Raw genomic sequence first — 18,847 nt, forward strand, 5'->3', positions numbered from 1 at the left:
GAGCTCAGTCATACGGTCCTCACGTGTCGAAGCGCGCCAAAGATCCCCGCCCCCAGACCATCAAGAGAGCGATAACCGTCATGCGTCGCACGGCAGTTGACAGATGAAGCCTGGATGAACACACGACAACGGGGCACAGCCGACCGCTCCCGCACCACGCCGCGCGGGCGTACCGGAGCCGGTCAGCTGCTGCCGTGCGGAACGGGGACCGCCTCGTCCAGCAGGAATCCGGGTTCGCCGGCGGGCGGCACCGAGGTGGCCGGGTCCGGCCGCGCGTCCCCGGGCCGGACGACGGACCACGACGCCGACGCAGGTTCCTGCGGGCCCGTCGAGTCACGGATGACGACGACGGCGTACGTACCGGTCGGCCCTGGGGAACCGGTCAGGAACACCTTGTCCGTGGTGGACCAGACCCCCCGGCCCGTCACCCCGCTGACGACCGCTCGCGGATCGGTGCCGGTCACCGTTCCCGACTCCCGGACGGCGAGCACCACATCGACACCCAGCGGACGCCCGGCCAACTCCCGGTCACGTGACAGCAGTTCGCCGACCTCGTCGTAGGGCACCCGCAGGACGGGACTGCCGGGGAAGGACATCAGGACGTACGCGGAGTTCCCGGGGGCCCAGATGACGTACGGATCGGGGCTCCCCGGGGCCGTCCACGGTGCCGGGGCCATCGCGCCGGGCCGGTGGCCGCCGGACGGCTGGGGCACGGCCGTGACGAGTCGCCGCGTGGACAGACGTCCGGGCTGCTGCGCGTTCAGGAACCACATGCGGCCCGCCACGCCGCCGTCGGAGCCGAGCAGTCGGGTCTCCGGTGCGAGGGCGCCGAGCGCCTCCAGGTGGAACGCCGCCAGGGCCGCCGGGTTGTCCAGGTCGCGTCCGGCCGCCGCCGCCCGGGCCACCAGGTCGAGGACTTCCTCGCGCCGTGCCGGGTCGGGCCGGTCCAGGTGCAGGATCCTCCCGCCGGCGGCATCGGGGTCCGGGGTCCGGCGCTCCCATTCCAGGGCGGCCGCCGTCGCCCGGAAGAGCTGGGCCCGCAGGACCGGGCCGGTCTCCGCACCGGCCGCCGGCCGCAGGACCCGGGCCGCTTCGGCGTCGAGGGCCGCCGGGCCGGTGAAGGCGGCCAGCTTCCGTGCCGCCGCGACGAGCGAGGGCAGGGGCAGGAACGCGGTGAGCGCCGTGCCGGATGCCGATGCCGTGGCCGCGTGCAGCAGGGCGGCACGGTGGTCGTCCGGGGTGAGCGCGGTATCCGTCCCGGCGCCGGGACGCGGCCCCCGGATCGCGCGTACGGCCTGCTCCAGGAGGTCCATGGTGAACGGTGTGTTCCCGGCCAGCGACGGGTCGTTCGCCCGCATCGTCTCCAGCGCTCCCGCTCCCGCCAGGAGCCGGGGGTACGAGGGGTCCTGGCCGATGCCCGCGCCGAGGACGAGCCGCAGCGCGCGCACCAGGCGCAGGGTCGTGTCCCGGACCGCCGGAGGGGCGGGGCCGTCGTCCGGATGCAGGCCCGCCGTGCGGGCCGCCTCGTCCAGCGCACTGCCGGTGGGCTCGGGCCGGTACTCGACCCAGCGCCCCCGCCTGCCCTGCGGGTCGGTGCTCATGATGCGGACGTGGCCGCCCCCCTGCTGTGCGCCGAGCCGTTGGATTCCGCTCGGCCGGGTGGAGCCGAAGACCGTACGGCCGGTCTCGTTGGCGGTGTGCTGGGCGTCGCTGACGGTGGCCAGGCGGTCGGCCACGTACGGATCCAGCGGGGAGTCCCCGTTGACGAAGTCCCGGCTCTCCGGCGTGGCGTGCCAGCAGGCGTCCATCACGATCACATGGTCGTCGGAGAGCCGGGCCACGCTCGGCCTGCGCTTGAGGAATCCGCCGGTCCGGGGGCCGCGCGCGGGGTGGACGCCGCCGCCCTTCAGAACCATCTCCGTGACGCCCGGGAAGCCGTGGACAGCGAAGAAGTAGGCCGGGCGACCCGCCCAGGGCACCAGGTCGGGATCCTTGGTCAGGACGCCGGTGACCGGGTTCTGGTGCCAGAGCTCGGTGGTCTCCGGCATCTTGCGCATGAGCCCCGCGAAGCGCGCGGCCTCCTCCGGCTGGAACACGAACCGTCCGACGGACCGTCCCTCGTCCGAGACCTGGGTGTACGAGACCACCTCGCTCTCCCAGTCCGGCGCGTCCTGACGCGCGTCGTCGTCGGGCACCTGGCCCGGCTCGTCGGCGATCCAGATCCCGGCGGTCTCACCGGGGCGCTGTTCCGGGGAGACGGTGGCGGGACCGTCCTGGGTCTGCGGTGTGAAGCGGAGCCGGCCGCTGTGGGACCAGGTCGTACGACCGGTCCGGTCGGCGGCCAGGCGCGGCAGGTCCAGGCCCCCGGCGCCCGCCTCCGGGACCAGCAGGACCACCGGGACGTCGGCCGGGAGGGCGGCCAGCACCGGGTCCATGGCCAGCAGTTCGGCGAAGACCTCGGACGGCACGCGGTGCGGGGTGCCGTCGCCGTCCAGGACGACGACGTGGTCCTGGCCGCCCTCGGACGCCAGGACGACGTACGGGGCCGGTCCGTCACCGTCGAACACGGGTACGCCCTGCGGCTGTTGGACGGACCGGCCCGCTCCCGTCAGGTCCAGGCGCGTGATCTTTCCGCCGGTCCAGTTCCGGCCCCGGCTGCCGCCCGTCCGGGGCAGCGTACGGGCGACGGAGAACACGCCTTCGAGGACGAGACGGAACGCGGCCAGCTCCGCCATACCGACCGCGCCTTCGGTGTTCTCGTCCAGTGCCACCCGGAACAGCTCGCCGTGCTGCGCCTTGGTCACGACGTCGTGCTCGCCCAGACCCAGCACGTACCGCGTGACCGCGTCCAGGTCGAACGGGCCCTCACGCAGGGCGGATCCGGGTCCGGCCCTGCGCAGGGTGTCCAGCCGCTCCAAGGTGTCGCGCAGGGCCGGGTAGAGCGAGTGGTCGCCGATGCCGGGGCCGTAGAGGTCCACCAGGATCTGGTGGTGGTCCGCCTCGGCCGGCGGACTGTCCTCGCGGGCCTCCCCTTCGCTCTCCTCGCCGTCCTCCCAGTCCAGGATCATGTCGAGGGAGTCGACGGAGCTGCCCGGGGACGACGGTTCGGGGGAGTTGAGCAGCAGGTGCGTCGGCGGGGTCCCGGACACCTCCGGTTCAGGCTCCGGCGGTGGCGGTGGCGAGGTGGCGGCTTCGGCCCGGTGGCGCAGGAGGAGGTGCAGCTGCTGCGGAGTCAGTCCCAGGTCCGCCACGGGCAGTCGGCCACCGAGGAGAACCGCCTCCGCGGAGCGGCCGACGGACAGCTCCACCCCGATCGCGTCGAGTTCCTCGGTCGACACCGTCCCTTCCACGGTCGGCGGTGCGGTGTCCTCGACGGCGGGGTCCTTCGCGGGCTCCTCGACCACGGCGGGGTCCTTCGCGGGCTCCTCGACCACGGCGGGGTCCTTCACGACGTCCTCGACCACCGCAGGATCCTTCACGGTTTCCGTCACAAGGTCCGTCGCGGGCGGTGCGGGAGGAGCGGGCGGTGCGGCCGTCTTGACCTGTACGGGGACCACCGACACCCCCAGCGCCTCCGTGAACAGCCCCGCGACCTGCTCCAGCCAGCCCGCTGCGACCTCCGGGTCGAGACCGGGACGGACGGACTCGCTCATGTACCGGCCGGACTTGTCGTTCACCGACCACCGGCCCTGCTCCGGGCTCCACCGGAACTCGCCGGAGACCCGGCTCCTGCCCGGCTCCAGCCTTCCCGTCTCCCCGAAACCGGCCGCGATGCCCGTATGCCCGAGACCGTCCAGGCTCGCCCGTAGCGCTTCGGCCGTCAGGTCGGGTGTGACCCGCCGCATGCCCGCGAGCAGCGCGTCGAACTGCTCCGGTGTGACGATCGCGCTCGGCTCCTCGCTGCCCAGCAGCACCCGCCCGTCCCCGGTGACGGTGTAGAGCCACACGGCGTCGGTGTTGCCGGTGATCAGCAGGCCGGGATCGACCTCGTCCAGGGGCACCCACAGCGGGTTCACCCGTACGTCGCCGTCGGCGTCCCGCTCCTGCGGCTTGACCCGCTTCGGAGCCACCGGATCGCCGAAGGCCAGCAGGTCACGCGGGTCCGCGCCGCTGCCGTTGTAGTGGTCCGAGCCGTTGTAGTGCACCTCGATCACCCGGGACGCGTCGCTGAGCCCGGCGCGCGCGTCGTCGATCCGGCGCCCGTCCCGCACCACCTCGACACGAACCTCGAAGACATGGGCGAGCAGGGGCAGGAAGATCTCGCCCACCGAGGTGATGTAACGGTCCTCCCAGTGGGTCACCGCGTCCAGGACCGCGTGCAGTTCCACGTCGTCCAGCGGCGCGGTGCTCGTCGCGTAGAGGCTGGTCAACTCCCGCCGCAGGCCCGCCTCCGAGCGGTCCACGAGCATGTCGGCGTCCACGCCGTGATGGGCGAGCAGCGAGACGAGCCCGGCCCGGTGGCGGCCGACGATCCGGGCCTCGAACTCCGCCGCCGTCGACAGCCGCAGCTGCCCGATGACGAGCGGGTGCAGCCGACCGCCGCTCGCGACCAGGTGGTCCTCGACGGCCAGGCGCATCGCGGTGGCGACCGCGGTCTCCGGGCCGCCCGGGTAGTGCCCCTCCTCGGAGCGGACCGTGGCACGCCCGGCGAGCCCGGTGCGCACGGCGGCGGGGTCGTCGAGCCAGGCGTACGCGGCGGGGTCGGACGTCGCCAGTCCGGGCAGCCGGCTGCGCATGTGTGCGGGGTCGCTCGCCATGAACGAGAACAGGAGGCACTCCCCGGTCGCCGGAACGGGAACCGGCAACCCCCGGGCCGGCCTGTTCCGGGACCCGCCGACCGGCTCCCTCACCGGATCCTTGGGCGCGGGTTCCCTCACCGGATCCTTGGGCGCGGGATCCTCCGCAGGTTCCTTCACCGGATCCTTCGGCGCGGGTTCCTTCACCAGGTCTTCAGGAGCAGGCACCTTGCCCGGGTCCTTCACCGGATCCTCCGGCGCCGGATCCTCCGCGGGCTCCGTCCCCTTCTCCGGCGGCGTACGCACCCCGTCCCCGTCGAGATCCACATCCACGCCCCCCGGCACCGCAAGCTGGAAGTGCCGGTCCGCGAGGCTCAGCACCACACGGGGGCGCGGCGGTTCGGGCCCGTCCAGGAGACCCCGGAGGTGCCCCGTACGGTCGGACGGGGCGGGGGCGAAGTCCTGGAAGCGCCCCGCGTCGTCCACCACGGTGACGTCCACCCCGAAGGTCCGCGCCGCGAGCAGCGGGAGCAGGTCGGCCGCCGCGTGGTTCCAGCCCGTCTCCGAGTCCGCGTCGCCCGGCCGCATCAGCTGGGCGACCGCGAGCGCGGCCCGGGCTGCCGGGTCCGGGGTCACGGAGTGCGGGATCAGCCCGTCCAGCCCGTCGAACTCCCGGCCGCCGGGGGTGTCCGGCCCCAGCGGACCGGTCCCCCGCAGACCCGCCGCAGTGGCCTCCGCGTCGCTGAACGTGTCCGTGTGGTCCGGCGCGACCATGTCGAGGAGGTCGGCGTCCGCCGGATCGGAGAGCCTGCTCGCGAGCAGGCGGCGCAGTTCCCGTATCGCCGCCCGCCGGTCGCCGAGGTCGACGCCCCGGTCGGTGAGCAGTTCGGGCGCGGTGCTGCTCAGCCCCTCCAGCAGGGCGTGGAGGAATGCCTCGCCGTCCCTGGGTACGTCCCGCAGGGTGTAGGTGACCCCGTCGGGCGAGGTGAGCCGCGTCCCGTCGTCCGTGACGGTCCTGGTGTACGCCGGTGGAGCGGGCCGGGGCTCGGGCTTCGGTGGCGGCGCGGGCTTGCGGTGGGTGACGGCCTCGGGCTCGGCACGGTCGCCGAGCCGGGTCCTGCCCTCGGCCGTGGACGCCTCCTGGTGCCACCGGGTGAGCTGGTCGGCCCCGGCCCTGCCCCGGTGGTACTCGGCCGCCGCGTCCTCCGCCACCGCCCTGAGCCCGTCGAGCAGGGCGCGCCGGTTGGTGAAGGCGTCCAGTGCCGTGTCCCGCCGCCGGGTGACCGCTTCGACGCGGCGGGCCGAGGTGGTCATGTCCTTCTCGGCCGTGGCCACCTTCCGGTCGGTCCCCGCCGCACGCCTGCGTGCGGCGCTCACGTGGACCTCGGCGGCCGACACGAGCCCGCCCGCGGTCCGTTCGGCCGTCGCCAGGGCGGTGCGCGCCTCGGTGATCTGGTCCTGCACCAGTTCGGCCCAGCCGTCGTGGGCGGCCTCCCCGATGTCCGTCTCCTCCAGCGCCTCCAGGGCTTCGCGTGCGTCCCGCACATCCTGCCGCGCGGTGTCCCGTACCGCGTCCAGCCGGTCGATCGCCGCTTCCAGGGCGGTCCGGTTCATCTCGGCGGCGTCGTACGCCAGACCCAGGCGCCGCCCGTCGGCGTCGGCGGTCGTGCGTGCCGCGTCGAGGGCGGTCTCCGCGGCGTCGCGCGCCTCCCGCAGGGCGAGGGCCGAGCGGCGCTTCTTCCAGTACGCCTTGTCCGCGTCCACCCAGGCCTTGCTCGCGCTGCCGACCGCGTCCCAGGCCGCGCCCACCCGGGCGGGGAAGTTCGTCCCGTTGATCAGGCCGAGTTCCCTGGCGATGTCGTCCCGCACCCACACGAGGGCGAACGCCTCGGATCCCACCGCCTTCAGCCCGGGCCTGACATGACCGAACGTCCCACCGACCAGCCGTCCGATGCGGCTGTCCTTGAGGCCCCGCCGTACGTCGGCGACGCTGAGCCAGGCGGTGGGCACGGCGAACAGGAACACCCGGCCGGTCTTGGGCTTGGTGTTGACGGAGGTCAGCTGGTCCGCGGAGGTGGCGAGTGAGTCCCCCTCGGCGGCGTACGGGCCGGTGCCCGAGGCGCCCAGCTGGTTCATCCCTGTCTTGTCGGAGCTGATCAGCACACCGGCCCCGAGTGCCGAGTCCTGGACGCTCTCCCGGCCGACGGACGTCGCCGCGCTCTCACCGGTCCTGCGGAGCGTCTCCATCTTCTTGCCGTCCGCGACGGTCAGCAGCACCGCCCGGCTGAAGTCGGGTTTGGCGTAGAGGTCGAGCTGGGCGCTGTCGCTGCCGGCCACGTTCCGCTCGGTCAGCCCGGGGATGCGGTATCCGCCGGCGGTCACCGCCTGGTGGTAGTAGGCGGACAGGGCCGCGTTGCTCGCCCCGTCCTCCAGCGCCTGGGCGGATCCGGTGCCCAGGCGGGTGAGCCCGGTGTCGCGGGAGCGGCGCGGGGCGTCGGTCCCTTCGAGGGAGAACCCGGCGTCGTACGAGAGGGCGACCGCGTAGGTGTTCGCCACCTGGACGTCGGAGAGGCCGACGATCCGGCGTACGTCGAATCCGGTGTCGGGGAAGCGGAACGGCTTCATGGTGCCGTCGCCGTGCCGGGTGTCCGGGCCCAGCACATAGGGCGAGATCCCCTGGTGTGGTGCGGCGAGCCCGGTCAGCCGCGGCGGGCCCAGCAGGTCCGCGCCCGGGTCGGCGTCGGGGGCCATGAGGCTGAGCGGAACGTGCTCGCGCAGCGTCCCGGCCGCGCCTTCCTCGGAGAGGACCTGTCGGCCGCGGAACCGGCCGAGGGTCCTCCTCCCGCCGTCCGCCGGGGCGTCGTCCGCCTCCAGGGTGATCCGGAGCCGGTACGGGGTGGCGACCTCCGCGTACGGTTCCGTGGACGCGGCCCGGAACACCGTCAGGGTCGATGCCGTACGGCTCCCGCCGCTGGACTGCCGGCCGGAGCCGGTCTCCGTGAAGGTGGGGCCCGCGGCGGCGGCCGTCTGGTCGCCCGTGTGCACGCCCTCGCCGACGAGATAGCCGAGGTCGGCGCCCTTGGTGGACTCGGCGCCGTCCTGCACGGTCTCGACCGCCCGGCGGTTCTCCTCCATCTCCACGCTGTGGTCCAGCATCTCGAAGGTGGGCGTCCCCGGGATGAGCTGGACCCTGATCCGGACGTGCCGCGTCCCGAAGCGGACACTGTGCCAGCCCCACGCCCCGGTGCGGGCGGGCACCGACGAGCCGGTGCCCGTCATCTCCTTGTCCAGGGAGCGCATGACCCGCGCGGACACCAGGGTGCGGACCCGCTCCCGGCCCGCGTCGTCCAGCCCGAGCGCCCCCACCTGCCGGTCGAACGCGGCGAGCACGGCCGTCGGATCCAGCGCGTTGACGGGGTACGTGCCGAAGCTGTTGCCCTCCAGCCAGGCCTGCGGCGACCAGCGGTGGCGGGTGTAGCGCGGCACCTCCCCCATGCCGTCGTCGATCAGCCCGACCAGGTGGGCGCTCTTCTCCGGGACGTGGGCCAGCCAGCCGCCGGGCACCGTCGTCATCCGCCCGGCGGCGGAGGCGAGCCGGTCGGGGACGAAGGACTTCCCCACGGCACGCGGCCCGAGCATGCTGGAGGCCAGCGCCAGCCAGTGCTCGACGGTCCCCGACACCAGGATCTGGTGGCCGAAGCCCTTGCGGTTCATGTCGTGGACGACGGCACGGGTGACGATCCTGCTCGACTGGTCGGCCGTCGACCAGGGGCTCGCGACGAGACCGTAGGTGCCCAGCAGACCGGGGCCGGTCGCATGGGAGCGGGCGTAGACGAGCTGCCCGCCGGTGAAGAAGGTCTTGCTCCTGGTGGTCTTCCCCGAGGTCTGCCCGGTCCCGCCGAGCACCATCTCCGTGTCCATCGGGACGGACGGGGTCAGGACCTGGATGTCGTTCACCGCCGCCAGATGGCGGAAGGTCGCCCACAGGGTGGAGTACGGGCCCTTGCCCATCAGCCCGGCGGCGGTCCAGCCGAGCGGGCCGGAGCTCTGGTCGAAGTTGGACGTCAGGTACTGGGCCTGGAAGGCGCGGAGTACCGCCTCCCGGGTGGGAGTCGCCTCCTCGGAGAGCTGCCACGCACCACCCGAACCGCTGGTCAGTACGGCCCCCAGGGCGCCCGCGAGGGCAGGCGACGGTACGACGCCGATGGTCAGGAACGGATGGTTCTGCAGGGCCTGGAACATCTGCGAACCCCGGCCGTCCGGCGTCACCGGACCGGGATCCCCCTCCAGGTCGGTGGCCCGCACCAGGCTCCCCGGCCGGGTCAGGTCGCCGAGGGCCAGCGCCCGTGCCCGCGCGGGCAGCAGGGAGTGCACCGGCTGCGGCGCGAGCCCCAGGTAGGGGTTCGCCGCACCCCGGGCGTGCGGGTCCACCGTGGGGGCGTGCGTGCCCGGGATGCTGATCAGCACCTGGCCGGTCCGGGGGCCGCCCCCGACCGCACGGCCCCCCGCGGCCGTACCCATCAGCAGGTCCTGCGGCTGGCGGAAGACGAACGGCTGGGTCCCCAGCAGCCCGAGGGTCGCCGTCCCGCGCAGCAGCCCCCGGAAGCGCCAGTAGCCGCCGCGGTTCACGGTGAGCGAGAGGTCGTAGCGGTAGAGGTGGGAGGGCCCGGCGCTCACGCTCATCGGCTCGTACGTGGCCGTCGCGCCGAAGCCGGTCTCCTGGTCGGTCTGCCACCCCTTGCGGGCACCGAGCGTCAGCACGCCCGCGTTGTTCGGGGCACCGATGTCGTCCGCGCTCGGATCCCGGAACGCCAACTGCCCCTCGAAACCGACCTCTCCGACACGCTTCGAACTCTTCTGCCCGTCGACCCGCTCCACACCGATCGAGCTGTAACGCAGCTTGAAGTCGTCCTGGACGCCCTCGAACCGGCGGTTGGTCAGCTCGCCGTGCAGCCACACGTAGCGGTGTCCCTGACCGATCCGGCCCGGCTCGTTGAACCGGATCCTGATCCCGGTCGTCGTCAACGCCTCCAGATTCCCCGCCATGCTCCGGTACGACAGGGTGGCCAGGACCTCCAGCGTGTTGGACAGCGCCGTGCGGTACTCCTCGTCGTCGCGCCACTGCGAGGACGCGGGGCGCACCCCGGCCAGCGGTCCGGGCGACTCCAGCAGCGCAGCCGTGCGCTCGCGCCAGGTCCTGCGCTCCGGCGGTGCGAGCTGGTCGAGACGGGCGACCAGCCGCGGGTAGGTGGCCGCCAGCGCGGTCAGCACCTCGTCCGCGAAGGTGTCCAGGAGCGTGCGGTCCCGTCCCCCGGTGTCCGTCACGCCGCTCCTCGTACCGTTGTCGAAGGCGAACTCCTCCACCCGGTGCATGCCCAGGGTGGGCGGCCGGTGCAGGGTCAGATAGGCGGGGGCGAACGGCTGCGGGGCGCCTGCCCGCAGCGCCCGCCGTATCCCGTCGTCCCAGCCGGCCAGCCGGCGCGCCTCGGTACGCGTCATCCGGTCCACGCTCCACGTGTGGAAGCGCGTCGGCGGGGCGCCGCTGCCGCTGCGGTTGACGTAGACGGTCTTCCGGACCAGGTAGAGGCCCGTGAGGTCGCCCTTGACCTGGCCGGCGGACTTGATCGCCCCGGAACCGCCGAGGGCCGCGGTGCGCGACACGGAGAAGAGGTAGCGGAACGCGGGACCGAACTGCAGCCTGAGGTTGAGGCTCCCGTTCCCGCCCAGGTCGAAGAAGTTGAACGCCGGGCCCGCGACGCCGTCGATACCGAACGCGGCGGTCTTCTGGAGGCTCCGCTCGTTGCGGACCGTCGAGGTGTTGATGTCGCGCATCTCGGCGTCGGGCGTCTCCGTGATCAGTGTCGCCCGGCCCGGCACCACGTCGACCACGAAGACACCGAGCGGGGTGCGCGCCTTGTCGTCGGCGAACAGCGGCACGGTCGTCACCCGGCCCCTCGACAGCGCGGGCGCCTGCCGCTGGAAGCTGATCGAGGAGAAGAACGCGTCCAGCTCGCCGTAGGCGGTGCTGCCGGGTGCCACCCCGATCTCCCGGGCCGCCCAGTCCCGCATCCGTGCGACGGGCCCGAACCCCTCGGTGCGGACCAGCCGGTACGTGGAGTTGCGGCCGAGTTCCAGGGAGCGGGGGATGCGGCCCGGGCGGGCGGTCGTACTCGTCACGCTGTCCGGCAGCCGCACCGACAGCCCGTCCCGGACGGAGAATCCGAAGACCGCCGCGTCGGGGCCCGGCACCGTCACCGGCCGGCCGTCGGCGTCGGTCAGCGCCAACTCGTAGTACGCGTGGTCCAGATACACCCGGGATCCGTCGAGCGCACGGGTCTCCGTCTGGCTCGTGCCCTGGTCGGTCTGCCCGTAGGCGACCCTGTCGGTGAACCCGAACCGCAGCCCGATCCGCCCGAACCCGCTGAACGCGGCCGTGCCCAGGGGCCCGATCGGAGCACCCAGCGCGATCTGCGTGGTGGACTGCATGGTCTTGCTCTGCCCGGCGGCGGCGACGGACCGGTGCATCCCGTCCACCTTCACGGGACTGCCGTACGCGTCGTCGAACTGCTCCCAGTCGCCGTAGTGGCGCACAGTCACCGCCAGCTTCCTGACACTGCCGTCCCGCGCGGTGTACGGGAACACCCGGCCGTCCCCGGCCAGGGTCTTGGGCTCGTGCCGGAAGGCGTACGTCACGTCGGCCATCAGCCCGGCCCCGGCGGGGCCCCCGCTCGCCGGCGGCCCCGGGCGCACCCCGTCACCGGCGCCGGAGAACACCTGGTCGATCTCCGCCAGGGCCTGACCGGTCCCGCGCAGGACGACATCGCTGTGCCCGAACGTCATGGAGCCGGACAGCATCTCGACGAGGATGTCCGGGGGGACGTCGTGCAGGAGCGACTGGACGTCGTCGATGTAGTCGGGCATCCGGGTGCCGCTCCCGAAGCGGGCCGGATCCCGGCGCCCGCCCAACGGGCGGTTCAGGCCGCGGTCCAGGACGGCGGGCCGGGTGCGGTCGAGGGTGGTGCGGATCCACTCCTTCTGCTTCGGGAGCGGCTTGGGCAGGGGCTTCGGGAGCGGCTTCGGAACGGTCTCGGACGTCGTCGTCACCACCAAGGTGTCGGTCCCGGGCGGATCGGTCACCTCCGTCGTCTCCGTCGTCCCGGTCACCTCCGTCGTCCCGGTCACCTCCGTCGTCCCGGTCACCTCCGTCGTCCCGGTCGTCTCCGTCGTCCCCGGGACCGTTCCGCCGGTCTCCGGGACCGTTCCGCCGCTCCTGGGAGGTACGGGCGCGTACGGCTCCGCCCCGGGATGCCCGCCGACCGTGGACGGACGGGTGGGCGGCGGCGGGGTGCTGCCGACAGGTCCGGGCTCGCCGATGTGAGCGGCGATCAACTGCAGATGCCGGCCGCGCAGACCGCCCTGCGTGAGCCCGGCGGGCGCAGGGCTCCGGTAGTCGCCCAGCAGGCTTCCCGCGATGTCGGGGCGGTGGGGCGCGACCGCGTGGCGGGACTCGTCCCGCAGTCCGAGCATGTGGGTGATCTCGTGCGCGTAGTCGATCGGATCGGCGTCCGCCCACCAGGCGGAACGGGTCATCTGTTCATCACGGCCGACGAGTTGGACGTTGAGGCCGTTGGGGTGCGGGTCGTTCACGACCTGCTCCACGGTCACATGCAGGAGATCGCCGTTCGGCAGCCGGTGGCCGGGGGCGTTGAGAAGGGCCTCCACACCGTCGACCACCTTCTCCCAGACCCCTGCCGGCAGCCGGTCGGGGCTGCCGACGCCGACCTGGACGGTCAGATCGGTGATGCTCTCGCCCTCGAACTCGAAGTGGCGCACCTCGAACTTCGACTTCACGGCGAACTGCGTGGTCTGGCCGGGACGTTGCGGGTCCGGGGGCGTGGACACGGGATCCACCCACGTGTGGGACCGGGTCTCGGGCTCCACATCGGCCCGCGTGGACTCCCAGGCGGGCGACCCGGGGCCGGTGCCGGTGCCGCGCGATGTGGCCGGGGCCGCCGGGTGCTCCGTCGTCCCCTCCGTGCCCGCCTCGCTGTCCGGCACAGAGGAAGGGGCCGTCTCGTCGGTGACGGCCGACCGGGGCTGCTGCGACGACTGCTGCTGCTGCTGCTGCTGCGAAGACTGCGGTGCGGCCGACGGAGACGTGCTGGGCTGCGAGGACTGTGGTGCGGCGAGCGGTGGCGGCTGCACACCCGGGGACACCCCCGGCTCGTCCCGCTGCGCGAGATCCGCCTCATGGGCCGACAACTGCTGGGCCGACGCCTCCTGGGCCGACGGCTGCTGATCCGTACCGCCCGTCGCGCCGCGCCCTGCCGGAGCGGAGGACACCTGCGTTCCTCCCGGTGCAGCCGACGAACCGGGGCCCTGCGACGCGGACGGCACCTGGTCACCCCGCGCCGAATCCGTCTCCTGACCCACGTACTCACCGTCCGCATGCCCGCCCGACTGCGGCGTGGCCTGCTGCGAGGAGGGCTGCGGCTGGGGAGCGCCGAGGTTCGGTGACGTCGAGGGGGTGTCGAGGAACGACCGCTGCGGATCGGCGTCCCCGTCCGTGACCGGGAGGGACTGCGACCCGTCCAGGCCGGCGTCGGAGAACGCCCCGGTGGGACCCGGCACATTCCCCGTCGCGAGCGGCGGAACGGACAGCGGCGACAGGGGCAGGGACGACAACGGCGGCGGCACGGACGTCACACCGCCGGGACCGCCGAGCCCACTGACCCCGTCCGTCCCGTCCACCCCGCTCGCCCCGTTCCGGGGCCCGACGACCGGTGCCGGATCGTTCGGCAAGGGCGTGGTGAGCGGCGGGCCGAGCGGTGAGGAGGTCAACGGCAGGGCGACAGGAGGCGGTGCGACGACGGTGTTCAGCGCGGACGGGCCGGGCGGTACGGACGACACGGGCGGCGGCACCGACCGGTTCCGGGGCCCGTCGCCCCCGGCCGTGTCCACCCTGTCGACCGTGCGCGGCGGGTCGTTGAGGTCGGCCGACGCCACCGGGGGCGCGAAGAACTTGTTGTTCAGCCACAGCGCCCCGCCGCCGATGGCGGACTCCGCGTACATCCCGAACACCCCGCTGGTGCCGGAGCCCACGAAGGTCTCCCACTTGAACTCCCACTTCCCGTCGAAGAGGCCGGTGACCAGCACCTCAGCGAGGCTCTCGCTGACGGCCGAGACGACGAAGACCGCAGGGACGTCGTAGACGTCGTTCAGCACCTTCGACACATAGGGGTTCCGGGGCGGGAAGTCGATGTCCAGCTTGTCGAAGGGCTTGCCCCCGTTGTTCAGCCAGTTCTTGAACTTCGGCGAGAACCGTCCGAGGACACTCTCGAAGAGACCGCCGAGCGCACCGAACGCCGCCGCCTTCCCCACATCGCCCCAGTCGATGCCGGAGGGCTTGCGCCCGGGCGGGTTGAACGCGATCTGGGCCAGCTTCACCGCGAGGGTCTGGATCGCCTCCGCGAGGGCCTCGCTGAGCGTGGGGGCGATGTGGGTCATCCGCAGCAGCCGGTCGATGATCATCAGCAGGGCCAGCCGGCTCCGCGCCCTGGCCAGCGCCATCTGCGAGATCGACGTACCGCCGGTGAAGAACGCCATGGCCGCCAGGAAGGCCAGCTCGATGAGGAGCAGGATGATCTCGGAGATGATCTCCCACTTCGACTCCTGGATCTTCATCGAGTAGTTGATCTGCCCGTCCGCCATGTCGTCCAGCTGGTTGACGAGCTGCTGGAGCCGGTTGACCCCTCCGTCGTCGGTCAGCAGGGACAGGCCCTGGACGTACCCGCGTGCCACGTCGTCCGGCAGCGAACGGCCGGCGTTCTGCACGGACTCCTGTACGGCGTCCCGCAGTGCGAGGATCCGTTTCCCGAGGTCGAGGTAGAGGGCACGGCTGTCCCACGCCAGGTTCTCCCGAGCCTGCAACGGCATCTCGCCGAGCAGGATCCAGAGCATCTTCCTGACGTCCTCGGGGAAATTGATCTCCTGCACTCAGCGCTTCCCCTGCCCATCGCCGAAGACCGCCTCGTCGCTCTTCGTCCGATGCTCCCGGATCTTCTCGGTGGCGTCCGTACGGGTGCCCTCGATGTTCTCCAGGTTGGTGAGCGTCGCCGAGACCAGCGCGTCGAGCGCCTCGTACAGCGACTGCGAGATGTCCGTGCAGTAACGGTTGTTCTCCTCGTACTGCGGGCGCACCCCCCTGGCGAAGTCGTCCGTCCAGCCGGGCCACTCGGTGTAGTCGTTCTCCTCGCGCCTGAAGTCCTCGCCCATGCGCTTGGCCAGGCCGGGCAGGCGTTTCATCTCCTCGATGCTCCGCCGCAGGCCGGTGGGGTCCGCCTCGTAGGCACCGCTCATGTCCGGCCTCCCCTTGCTCCCGGCCGCCCGTCGTCCGAGTCGTCATGGATCTCGTCCCGCAGCCGGTCGCTCGACGACCGGCCGCCCACGCCACCCGCGCTGCCGTACGCGGGGCCCAGGATGCGGTCCCAGTCGACGTCGAAGCCGCCGAACTCCGGTGCGACGCCCGTGGGACGGGTCAGCGGCTCGAAGATCTCCCGGACCCGGTGCGCCATCTGTGCGCGCCCCTGCTCCACGGCTTCCAGGACCGAGGCGGCGAGCTGTGCGCCCGGCATGTTCCGGTACCGGCTGTCGAGGAACCGCAGGCCCATCAGCTCGCCCTGCGGGCCGACGGTGACCTCGACCGTGCGGTCGCGCGAGCGGACGGTGAGCGAGGTGTCACGCAGATCCCCCTCGGCCCGCGCGACAGCGGCCTCGACCGCCGCCAGTTCGGCCATCGCCTTGGCCACACGCTGCTCCATGGGCTCGCGCAGCCCCCCTTCCGGGTTCATCGGCCGATCACGGCGGGCGCGCCTCCCTCGTCCGTACCCCAGACGTCCTCTTCCTCCTGCACCCACGCGTCCCGCGCCCGGTCGCCGCTCTGCGTCTGGGGCTGCGTGGGTGCGCCGGCGCCGCCGGGCGGCACGAAGGGCATGCCGCTCGTGGTCGTGGCGTTCCTCGGCAGGGCGATGGGCGCCTCCTCGTGCGCGCGCGCCGCCGCCGAGGCGGCTCCGCCACGGCCCTGGCGGTTACTGACGACCTGGCCGCCGTCGATCACGTTGCGGATGCGCTCCGACGTGCCCTGACCGCCCTGTCCACCGCCGCCCCCGCCACCCATCGGCATCCCGCCCATCGGCATGCCGCCCATGGGTGTGCCGCCGGCCTGCGTGCCGGAGCCTGCCGAGGACCCGGGGAGCGAGCCGGTGTTCAGGGGTGTGCCGATCATCGGGGCGGAGGACGGTCCGTCCGTCCCCGCGGAGGCTGCCGCCCGGTCGAACGGGGAGGCGTAGGGGAGTTCGTCGTACAGCTCCTCCTCGTATCCGCTGTAGGAGTCGTACGGGGAGTACGAGGACCCGTCGTACCCGGAGAGGGGGCTGCCGGTGCCGCCGTTGAGGTAGCCGGAGGTCGTCGTCCCGTCCGGACGGGTGTAGCTCGTCGCGCCCGTGTCGGGATCCAGCACCGACGTGCTGCCGTCCGGGAACTCCGTGACGACCCGGCCCTGCGGGTCGAGGTGCGTCAGGCTTCCGTCCGGGTTCGGCAGCGGGTCGCCGACGTTGAGGGGGCCGGTCAGGGAAGAGCCGTCCGGGCGGGTGAGCGTCGCCGAGTGGCTGCCCGGGTCGATGACCGTCTTGCTGCCGTCCGGATACTCCGTGACCACCCGGCCCTGGTCGTCCATGTGCGTGAAGGCCCCGTCGGGGCCGGGAAGACCGTCTCCCTGGTAGACCGGGCCGCTGATCGTGTCGGGCGAGAGCGACGAGAGGTCGCTGCCGTTGAGCGAGCCGCCGTCGACCACGCCGGGACCGGGGGTGATGTCGCCGAGCGCGTCGCGGATCAGGGAACCACCGTCCAGGATCCCGTTGTTGAGCGAGCCCCCACCCACGACACCGCCGTCGGGCCCGCTGCCGGCGAGCACCGACCTGTTCAGTGACCCGGGGTCCTGCGATCCGCCGTTGAGCGAGCCGGAACCGAGCACCTGCGCCCGCTGCTCCTCGTACGCGGCCTCGGCCTGCTTCTGCGCCTCCTCGCGCTCCTTCTCCTGGGCCAGCTGCCGCTGTTCCTGCTCGGCCTGCCGGGCCTCCTGCTTGGCCTCCTGCTCGGCCTGCTTAGCCTCCTGCTCCTGGCGCATCTCCTCCTGGGCGGCCAGGGCCTCCTTCTCCTTCTCCTCCTGCTTCGCTTCCTGTTCGGCCTGCTTGGCCTCCTGCTCCTTCTCCTTCTCCTCCTGCTTCGCTTCCTGTTCGGCCTCCTTGGCCTCCTGCTTCGCCTCGGCCTCGGCCTGCTTCTCCTCCTGCTCCTTCCTGGCCCGCTCCTGCTCGGTCTTCGCCTGATTCATCTGCATCATCTGCATCTGTTCCTGGCGGGCCTGGGCCTCCTCCTGCTTCGCCTCCTGCTCGGCCTGCTTGGCCTCCTGCTTGGCCTCCTGCTCGGCCTGCTTGGCCTCCTGTTCCGCCTCCTTGGCCTCCTGCTTCGCCTCCTGTTCCGCCTCCTTGGCCTCCTGCTTCGCCTCCTGCTCGGCCTGCTTGGCCTCCTGCTCCTTGTCCCGCCGTTCCTGCTCGGCCCTGGCCGCCGCTTCCTTGGCCTCCTGCTCGGCCTTCGCGGCCTTCTCCTTGGCCTCCTGCTCGGCCTTGGCCTCTTTCTCCTTCGCCTCCTGCTCCGCCTTCGCCGCTGCGGCAGCCGCCGCGGCAGCCGCGGCCTGGTCCTTCTGCCACTGGATGAACTCGTCCTGCTTGCGTTCGGCCTCGGCGGCCTTCGCCTCGGCTTCCGCCTTGTCCTTGGCGGCCTGGTCGTCCGCGTACGACGACGCGAGGTCGCCGCCACCCCTGGTGCGGATGGAACCCAGGTCGAAGTTGGCCGTGCTCCAGCTGTTGTGCACGACGCGCATCGCCTCGTCGGCGGGCGTCACCAGGTTCTCGATCACCGACGCCTGCCAGTTCTCGATGGCCCTTTCCCCGACCTTCTTCCACGTCGAGAGTTCCCGCAGCGGACCGAATCCCTCGGTCGTCCCCAAGGCGGTCGCGCTCTGGTCGAAGGAACCCGTCGTGTGATACGTCGTGTAGTAACTCGCGTACCGACCGCCGGTGCTGTTCACCTTGTAGGTGATCTGCTTTATGTTGTGTTCCCACACATAGCTGGCAATATCTTTCAGCAGCTTATGGACCCACCCCAAAGGGTTGCCCATCTCAATTTCCCAGTCCATCCACCGGCGGTGCAGTTCGACCACCGCATTGCGGAAGTCCTTCTTCGCCTGGCGTATTTCGTCACCCTGGACGGAAAGCGTCGTACCGGACGGCCGCATGTCCTTCGCATAGCCGGCGTACTGCTTGCCGAGCGTGTCGACCAGATTCCAGAACACCCCTGCGGCCTGGCCGCGCCAGGCCTCGTTCTGCTCGACGCCGATCCTGCGCTGCCATTCCTCGACGGCCGCACCGCGCTCGGTGAAGAACTGCGCCACCCGGTCGAACGCCCCCGCAGCCGTGTCGAAGGACGCGAGCGTGACCGCCTGGTCGTTCGTCACGTTCTTGCCGTTCCAGGAGAAGCCGTGGGTCCCCAGGTCCTTGTAGAGCAGCGCCTCCAGCGCCCGGCCGGTGCCGTAGCTGTACTGGGTGAGGCCCTGGGTGCTCCAGGTCGCCTTGTCCCCCGAGAGGCCGAGGTGGTTGTCGTACTGGCTCTTGAATTCGCCGCCCTCGACGACACCGCCGGTCGGCGGCTCGTCGTTGCTCTTGTTGCCCAGCAGGGTGAAGCGCGCCTTGTACATCGAGACCCGGTCGCCCGTCGACGCCGTGTCGTCACCCGTCGCGTAGAAGGGGATCACGAAGTCCGTGTTCTCGATGCGCCAGCCGGAGTTCTGGCCCATCCAGTCGAGGTCGTCCACATCGACGTACGTCACACTGTTCTGCCTGCTGATCTCCACCTTCATCTGCGGAATGCCGTCGTTGCCCACGAGGTCCGTGAAGAGTGTGTCGCGCAGGGGTGCCGAATAGCCCGTGAAGAGCTGCACGGCCTGGTGCCAGGAGTCGTTGTCCGCGGTGAGCGGCTTGACGTCTGATTCAGCCATG

At 72.2% G+C, this 18,847-nt stretch carries 4 protein-coding genes; all 4 read right to left on the bottom strand.

Translation table 11 applies throughout. The annotated features are described in order from the left end of the window. Window positions 1-182: 182 nt before the first annotated feature. Genes OG524_RS17535 through OG524_RS17550 form a run of 4 tightly spaced genes read right to left on the bottom strand, consistent with a single transcriptional unit; the run spans window position 183 to window position 18,846 of the window. Window positions 183-14,732 carry a lonely Cys domain-containing protein gene (locus tag OG524_RS17535; protein ID WP_405810986.1) on the bottom strand — a complete coding sequence of 4,850 codons (14,550 nt, stop codon included), beginning with the start codon at window positions 14,730-14,732 and terminating at the stop codon, window positions 183-185. Next, a complete protein-coding gene (locus tag OG524_RS17540; RefSeq protein WP_405389898.1) occupies window positions 14,733-15,095 on the bottom strand; it encodes a hypothetical protein in 363 nt (120 codons plus the stop codon). After that, entirely contained in the window at window positions 15,092-15,586 is a 495-nt protein-coding gene (locus OG524_RS17545) for a YbaB/EbfC family nucleoid-associated protein (RefSeq protein WP_405389897.1), read from the bottom strand. The genes OG524_RS17540 and OG524_RS17545 overlap by 4 nt, the downstream gene beginning before the upstream one ends. Continuing rightward, window positions 15,583-18,846, bottom strand: coding sequence for an AAWKG family protein (locus OG524_RS17550; RefSeq protein WP_405810989.1), 3,264 nt, complete (start codon window positions 18,844-18,846; stop codon window positions 15,583-15,585). Before OG524_RS17550 ends, OG524_RS17545 begins: the two co-directional genes overlap by 4 nt. Window position 18,847: the final 1 nt, after the last annotated feature.

It is taken from the genome of Streptomyces sp. NBC_01520 (assembly GCF_045040375.1).
Classification (GTDB): Bacteria; Actinomycetota; Actinomycetes; order Streptomycetales; family Streptomycetaceae; genus Streptomyces.

What these genes read in the sequence shown, in the direction of transcription:
- OG524_RS17540 (WP_405389898.1), bottom strand. Translation starts at nt 15,095, where the DNA reads ATGAGCGGTGCCTACGAGGCGGACCCCACCGGCCTGCGGCGGAGCATC.
- OG524_RS17545 (WP_405389897.1), bottom strand. Translation starts at nt 15,586, where the DNA reads ATGAACCCGGAAGGGGGGCTGCGCGAGCCCATGGAGCAGCGTGTGGCC.
- OG524_RS17550 (WP_405810989.1), bottom strand. Translation starts at nt 18,846, where the DNA reads ATGGCTGAATCAGACGTCAAGCCGCTCACCGCGGACAACGACTCCTGG.